Annotated in this window: 6 protein-coding genes, 2 rRNA genes and 1 pseudogene (2 of these 9 cut by a window edge); 3 read left to right on the top strand and 6 right to left on the bottom strand. The window is 33.9% G+C overall.

The window, feature by feature from the left end; translation table 11 throughout:
• Positions 1-83, top strand: a 23S ribosomal RNA gene (locus LMD38_RS24580); it begins 2,839 nt to the left of the window's first position.
• Positions 84-132: 49 nt separating this feature from the next.
• Positions 133-248 (top strand): 5S ribosomal RNA (gene rrf, locus LMD38_RS24575).
• A gap of 14 nt (positions 249-262) precedes the next feature.
• On the opposite strand, the gene LMD38_RS24570 is transcribed toward rrf, so the two are convergent.
• The 4 genes and pseudogenes from LMD38_RS24570 to LMD38_RS24555 all read right to left on the bottom strand — a co-directional run bounded on the left by LMD38_RS24570 (position 263) and on the right by LMD38_RS24555 (position 4,173).
• Entirely contained in the window at positions 263-1,339 is a 1,077-nt protein-coding gene (locus LMD38_RS24570) for a glycosyltransferase WbsX family protein (protein WP_100633745.1), read from the bottom strand.
• Positions 1,340-1,553: 214 nt separating this feature from the next.
• Positions 1,554-2,427: pseudogene (locus tag LMD38_RS24565) on the bottom strand (class I SAM-dependent methyltransferase).
• Positions 2,428-2,453: 26 nt separating this feature from the next.
• Entirely contained in the window at positions 2,454-3,176 is a 723-nt protein-coding gene (locus LMD38_RS24560) for a class I SAM-dependent methyltransferase (RefSeq protein ID WP_016716311.1), read from the bottom strand.
• Between the two features lie 202 nt (positions 3,177-3,378).
• On the bottom strand, positions 3,379-4,173 hold the full coding sequence (locus LMD38_RS24555; RefSeq protein WP_016716312.1) for a sulfotransferase family 2 domain-containing protein: 795 nt from the start codon (positions 4,171-4,173) through the stop codon (positions 3,379-3,381).
• 272 nt (positions 4,174-4,445) lie between these two features.
• Here LMD38_RS24555 and LMD38_RS24550 point away from each other — a divergent pair, with 272 nt between their 5' ends.
• Positions 4,446-5,390 (top strand): NAD-dependent epimerase/dehydratase family protein, encoded by a 945-nt coding sequence (locus tag LMD38_RS24550; protein WP_001230824.1) that lies wholly within the window; start codon positions 4,446-4,448, stop codon positions 5,388-5,390.
• Positions 5,391-5,430: 40 nt separating this feature from the next.
• Here the strand turns inward: LMD38_RS24550 and LMD38_RS24545 are convergent, their stop codons facing one another.
• Both LMD38_RS24545 and LMD38_RS24540 read right to left on the bottom strand, forming a co-directional pair.
• Complete coding sequence (locus LMD38_RS24545; RefSeq protein ID WP_016716313.1) at positions 5,431-6,207, bottom strand: class I SAM-dependent methyltransferase; 777 nt, start codon at positions 6,205-6,207, stop codon at positions 5,431-5,433.
• A gap of 66 nt (positions 6,208-6,273) precedes the next feature.
• Positions 6,274-7,500, bottom strand: the 3' portion of a protein-coding gene (locus LMD38_RS24540; protein WP_016716314.1) for a glycosyltransferase. Its footprint extends 705 nt past the window's final position; 1,227 of the gene's 1,932 nt are visible here — the last part of the coding sequence; its start codon lies beyond the right edge, outside the window; the stop codon is at positions 6,274-6,276.

The following is a 7,500-nucleotide window of genomic DNA, read 5'->3' as shown; positions in this document are numbered from 1 at the left end:
AGATGATCAGGTTGATAGGTTCGAGGTGGAAGCATGGTGACATGTGGAGCTGACGAATACTAATAGATCGAGGACTTAACCATATAATATGAAGCAAATGTTATCTAGTTTTGAAGGAATATGCCTTCATAGTTTGGTGATGATGGCAGAGAGGTCACACCCGTTCCCATACCGAACACGGAAGTTAAGCTCTCTAGCGCCGATGGTAGTTGGGACCTTGTCCCTGTGAGAGTAGGACGTCGCCAAGCAACTGTAAGACGAGTCAGAATGACTCGTCTTTTTTGTATGCTTTCATGCCTCTGTTAATTGCTTGTTTAACTCCTTCTAAATAGGCAAAGCCATGCCTTTTATCGGGTTCTAAGTAAGTACCTTCTGCCCATTCATTCCACGCATTAATAAATAAAAACTCGCTGTTGTAAAGAGAATAGGTGCGCTGGATTTGCTTACTTAAATATATCGTGAACTTCTCAGGAGTAGAGCCTACGAAAATGCTGCTATTTAAATCTTTGCGGCGTGCTGTGTTATCCCAGTCAACAAAGGCACCGGGAAATGTTTTTTTCTCTGAAGGAGATCGTTTTAATATATACATCCACACTTTATCATAATCCCAAGCGTTTATTTGTTTACCAGATTCATATATTATCTTATTTATGTCGGAAGAACTATCATGAGCAATTGTATAAAAAGGCTCGAATTGAATGCTAGCATCAAATCCATTTATATTAGGAAGTGGAAAGCTGTTTAATGTTTCTGTGAAGTATATACCTTTCAAACCATTTTCTTGTGCGAGTGTATTCCAGTAGTTAAGCATCTGCTCACAATTAGGTATATGCCCAGGACGATAAATAATGAATAGTGGTTTATCATCTATACGGATATACCTCTCATCTTGGAAAGCTTGTAATAAATAATCAAAGTGTTCTTTCCAATCTGATAATTCTCCGTAATTTTGAGGCATTAATATGTGACTATCAAGACCATCCCAAGTTTTTGTCCATGGTTCATTTGCCCAAGATAGGCAAAATGGAAAATCTGGTTCGCCCATCTGAAGTACCTCATTAAATGGTCTCTCCAATAGCCTCTTCCCTTTAAACCAGTAATGGTAATAACAAAAACCATATATGCCGTGTGCTTTAGCAATTTCTGCTTGCCACTTTCTTACGGATGGGGTGGTTAAGTCGTAATAAAAATCTTGATAAGGTTCTCTAGGTTGATAATGTCCCGAAAATAAAGGTCGTGCACTTTTAGTATTTGTCCATTCAGTAAAACCTTTTCCCCACCATCGGTCATTTTCTTTTATTTGATGAAACTGTGGTAAGTAAAAAGCAATTATTTTCAAGATATATCCCCCTTATGTGCTTCGTAGTTCAAGTGGTGGGAAGTTATTTTTGATTTTTCGAATCTAGTTAAAGCATGAGAACCGTTATTTACTTACTCTGTTTATGCCTCATAATGAATTTTTTTGTATAGTTTGCTTGATATGGAAATCTTTAATGTTTTAATATATACGGCTGAGAAATAAAATAATCTTCATTATACAATGAGCGAAAGAGTTAATCTTTTTGGAGAACAAATAGAGCTTGGGGTAATCGGTTTGCATCATCAAAAAAGTCCCGCAGCTTTAAATACTTCTCATAGTGATTTTTAATATAAGTTCTAGGTATAACAGTTTCTCCGTAGAAGCTACTATTTCTAACGTCTCCAGCTCCCGTAGGGCTGTGGACAAAATTGCCGCTTTCATAATCCGAGATGGCACGATTTATATCTGGAAAAGCTTGAGATAAAGTTTTATGCCATCCTGTCTGAATTAATTCAGGGTGTTCCTTAAATTGTTGACAAAAATCGAGAAAATAGCGCGCTTGTGTTGTGGCGATGAAGATGCCACCTGGACGAAGAAACTGCAGAAAATTCCTTTATCCAATTTTCTGCAGTTTCTTCGGATAAATGTGAGAATACAGAATAAGCGAATATGATGTCTAATGAATTGTCATTAATAAATTCTGCAGGAGGTTGTGGGGGAGCTATTTTATATCTGCCTCTTCCTAAAGTTTCGTTACAAAGGTTAATCATTACAGGGTCTACATCAATACCAAGCAAATTTTTATGGCGAACATCTTTAAAAAAGAAGCGTATGATTCTTCCCCAGCCACAACCAAAGTCTAAAATTTTCCGTTCTTTATTCAAGGGAACGCCTAAATTATGGGCGTATGTTTTTACAAGTCTATAAAACAAATATGCTTCATAAAGAGCATGTTCATAGGAAGCACCTACAAACTGTTGTTGAATTTCTTCAGGGGGGAACATAGGTACTGGGACACCATTTATCTTTGTTTGTGAGCAACTTTGTACAAATAGATGAAGAAGATCAACATCAGAAAGCGGGCTAACAAGGTTATCAAAATCACTTCCTAACTTAAAGTCATCCATTTGTTAACCTCCAAATTATATAGTGCCTAAAAATTATTTTCTTGTTTTCTACTAATAAAAACGTGTAAAAATTCAGCATCTAAGCCCAGTGATTTATCCTTTTGTAAATAAACTAGGGTATACATATTTGCATGTGTATAAATATATTCAATCATATCTTGGCCCCAATCAAATGTTACTAAAGACCCATTCTCATCAATAGGATTTCCGTGATAAATTGGCTCTTCAATATACTCAATTCCATCCTCATTGATTCTTGCCCTTTGCAAAGTTTTTGGAAGAGTGTGGTACCAAGGGACAGTAAACACATGAGCACCGCCAGGCTTTAATACACGCTCTATTTCTTTAAAGGCTTTGTTTGGTTCCATTACATGTTCAAAGACATCTTGAGTAATGAACAAATCAAAAGATTCATCTTGGAAAGTCATGTTTTCTAAGTTCTCGCATCTAATCCCTTGAAAGTATTGGCCGAGAGGATAGTTTTTAAAGTATTGAGAGTATGTATAGTTTTTGCAGTTTTTTATTAGTAGTTGAGTTGTAATCCCTCCAGGTGAGGATTCGTGAATATGATAGGAACCCCATTTTGGAAAAAATGTATTTAAAACATGAATTAAAGCTCTTTGCCTTGGTATAGAGTGGCATGTAGAACATAAGTAGTGATCTCTAAGCCAATCGTTATGCTCTATAAATGTAGCTTCCTTCTCACAAATAACGCAGTATCCGTTATTATGTTTCAAATTACCTTCCACATGACATCACTCCTGTGTAAAAATGCATATGGCACATGCGTCAATAATCAGTGAATTCAAAGAGGGTAGGTGAAATTTAGGGAATCTATAACAGTAAAATTGGTAGAAGGGAATAATTAGCGGGGGAGAACCCCACTCTAATTAAAGTTTCACTTTATGCTATGCGATACATTCGCTTTTATTCATTGAAGAATGTATCGATTTAAAATATCCCTTTCGTGTACGGATACATTTCAAAGTCTTGTGCATATATTTCTGTAACTAACGCCATTGTTTCTTCATCATAAAAACTTTCATATGTCGGAAAACGAGGGAAGGCGACATCTGTAATGCTGAGCTCTGCATAGCTTCCTGTATACATCATTTTATGAGCGCGATGATGATCTGAATTTGTAAGTAGCGCTAAATTAGATTTAACCAAATCGTACGTATGTTCTATTTTGGTGATTTGTGTATTAAAATCTTCTAAAGGAATATAGTGTTGGATGAAATTTTCTTCACCCGGAACGTATTGCTGACTAAAATGTATATCCATTGCTATGGAATTGGGGCCTAATGCTCGAACGTAATATAAAAATTGTTTAAATGATATTCCTCGGTTACTATATTTGTCATTATATAAATACTGGCGGATACTTTCCCATTGAGGAATTGCATATGGATTGTCAGCAAGTAATAAAAATGAGCTGACGGCCCTTGTATAGGGATTTCGTACGAGTTTACAAACATCTTTTTCTGCTGTTAGAAGACCATTTTGTAACTCTGGTATGTAGTGGGTGTTGTTTTTATACACCCAGAATTCATAGTAATGAATAAAGTCATGGTATTTCTTTGCTTCATTAAACAATCCAATTTGAAAAAAGAACCAATTAGCTAAAGTAGTGCATCCGCTTCTGTGGCTCCAGAATAGTATAAGGGGAAAGTCTTTATGGAAATGTGGGATTCGATCTTTATGTAGAATTACATGATTTAAAAGCTCTTGATTTACATTCTTCATACATGTAGTGCTCCTTTTTGAAAGTTTTATTTATGGAGAGGGGGAAGCTTTTACTAATCCAATATATTCATAGGAATGAGTAAATATTATGAGTGTTTTTTGGGGGGCAGCTTAAATAAGGTAGTGATTCTAAAGGGAAAATATAAAATAAAGATAATGAAAATTTATAAGGGGCATACAATTATAAGAGACTCAATAATAGAATTGACTAAGTTCATTTATTTGTATTTCTAGGTGTGATAAGCAAAAATCTTATTACTAGAGAGGATATTATGCGGAAGAATAATTATTTAATAGTAGGTGGAAATAGTTTCATTGGTATTAACCTCGCATTAGGTTTATTGAAAAAAGGCCAAAATGTAAAAGTATTTTCCAGACATATAAATAATTTTCCTCAAAATATTATAAGTGAGGTTGAATTTATTAAAGGTGATTTAGCAAATGTTGAAGATATATATAAAGCTTTAGTGAATGTGGATATAATTATTTATTTAGCTGCAACGTCTAATGTAACAACTTCAATTGAAGATGTTTTCGGAGATATAAATAGTAGCCTTTTTTTTCTTAATTTCATGGAAAGTGCTAAAAATTTCCCTATTAAAAAAATCGTATTAGCGTCTTCTGGAGGCACAGTTTATGGTGAACCGGAATATCTGCCTATTGATGAGGAACATCCATTAAAACCACTTTCTCCTTATGGAATAACAAAGGTGTCGCTTGAAAATTATTTGTACTTTTATAAGAAAAAATATGGAATGGACTATGTTGTATGTAGATATTCTAATCCGTATGGAAAATATCAAAACCCGTTAAAGAAAGTTGGAGCAATAAATTGTTTTTTGTATCAGCATCTCAGTAATGAAAAGATTAATATATATGGGAATCCACAAGAGATTATTCGAGATTATATTTATATCGATGATTTAGTGGAAGTTACTATACAACTATCGCAATTAAATCACTTGAAATTTTGTGTGTATAATATAGGTAGCGGAAAGGGTCTCTCTTTAAAACGAATTATAGTAGAATTGGAGAAATTAACGGAAAGAAAAGTGGAATTTATCTGCTATAAACAAAAGCAAGAAAACGTTCAAAAAATCATTTTAAATATAGATAGAGTAAGACGAGAATGTAATTGGGAACCGAAAGTGGATTTCAAAAGTGGAATTAGATTAAATAAGCTATGGATTGAAGAGTTCTTATATAGTAAAAAATAATAAGCCATGCCCTACTTCTGTATAAGTAGAGCGTGGTTTATTATTTTATTTCTTTTTTTATTACCCAAAGATCTTGATGTTCCCACCAAAAACCTTCAGTGTATTTTTTGATAATAGGATTATAAGGTAATAATTTAATTTTGTCACATACGTAAGAGGGGCTAACAATCGTTTGCCCGTATTGATGAACATCTAAATCGAGTTGTTCGCTAGAGGGAAGAAACCAATACCCCTGTTCATTTAAAGCGGGAAAACCGAAGTGCTTTTTACTTTGATATCCATGAGTTGTGAAAATGAATAATCCGTCAGGGGAAACAGCGTTATACAATGTTTGAAGCCAACGAAACCAAGTTGTATCAGGCATATGAGAAAAAAAGGATAGACAAAAAACGATATCATACGTAGACGAGGCTAATTTTACTTGTTCTGGTTCAGGGTGAGATAATAGAGATGAAGTATGTAATGTGTTTTCAATAAAAGTAATAGCCTCTTCGTGTATATCGCAAGTAGTTATACTTAAGTTCGTTTGCTGATTTAATAAATGACGTGTTACGCAGCCATATCCGGATGCGAATTCTAATAATTGAATTGGAGTGTCTACAGGAGGATAAAAGGAAGTAATTAAATCTAAGAGTGTTTCTGCTGATTTTCTTCCATCTTTAAAATAATAATCTATTGCTTCTTTTTTAGATGGAAAGACTGGATTTGTGATAAGGAATTGAAAGATATGATCTTCTGGGTGGATATTTGCACTTACATTGTATTTTTGTGCAATTTGAGAAATCAAATGTTTATTTGCCTCTATAAATTCTTTCAAAGAGTAACACCCCTTAAATAATAGTAATGTCTTACAAGAGATACTGATGATAAAGAAAATATATAATTAAACCTTCAAATATGCTTCAAGGTACTTTCTATATGCATACATTTTCTTTTTTGAAATGTCGTCGATAGTAAAGGTGTCTTTAATGAAATTCTGCATTTGTACAACTTCACTGTAGTGGGAATATGAATCTTCTGTTCTTGTTACGCTATTTGTATGTCGTCTATGATAGTTTAGAGGTTTTGGATTAAAATAAATGTTCCCCTCTTTAAGGAGAGAAACATAGAAAAACCAATCGCCAGCTATTTTAAACTTTTCCAATTGTTTTGCTATTGTTTTTATATCTATGTTTTTAAAAACTACACTTGAGACATTAGGTATGGTGTTTTTGATAAGTAACGTATCTTGTATTTCATCTATCCCTTTTCGGACATAAGAACTCTGCCATTTTTCCTTATCAATATCATTTGTGTAATCCAAATAATGATTGGCCAAGATATTTCCTTGTTCATCTATTTGTTTTGATTGTGTGTAGCTTAAGGCAACATCACTATCTATATGAAACCCTTGTATTACTTCTTCTAAAAATGTCTGATCACATAAGTCATCGGCCTCAGCAATCCAAATATAATCACCGGTTGCTGCAGAGACACCTTTTATCCATTGTTTAAATACAGAACCAGAATTTTTATCATTAATAATCTGCTGAACTTTCAGGTGGTGTTTATTTTCATTTGAGAGCAGCTTTTCAAATATAGATACGCTATTGTCAGTAGAGGCATCGTCTAGGAAAATTAGTTCGTAAATGGGATAGGTTTGATTTAATATTGATTTAACTCGTTCCGGTAAGTATTTTTCGTAATTATAGTTCGGTACAATGACGCTTATTTTTTTATAATTATGCTCAAGCAAGTTTAATAATTGATAAACGTAATCAAGAAAGTTGAAATCTCTTTCAATAAGTTCTTGGCCAAAGGTCCCTTTTTGTAATCGTAAATCTTCATTCCCGATAAGTTCGTATATTCTTTCCAGCATCATAGGTAAGTTTAAATAGTCTACTAATGCGCCGGTTTGTTCCGTAACAACATCTTCAAAACCTCCAGCGTTTTTGAACCCTATAACAGGGACTTTTGTATCTAATGCTTCTAAAACTACGTTTGGGAAAGGATCTTCTCTTGAAGTTAATAAATATAAATCAGCACCGGCGTTATATAAACCGATATCTGGAGTTGGGTCCATTAATGTGAAATGTGCTGTATATCTTGGGGAGATTGTATTAAAAAAATG

The organism is Bacillus pacificus, from assembly GCF_020861345.1.
GTDB lineage: Bacteria > Bacillota > Bacilli > Bacillales > Bacillaceae_G > Bacillus_A > Bacillus_A pacificus.
This window is presented reverse-complemented; position numbering and strand designations above follow the sequence as displayed.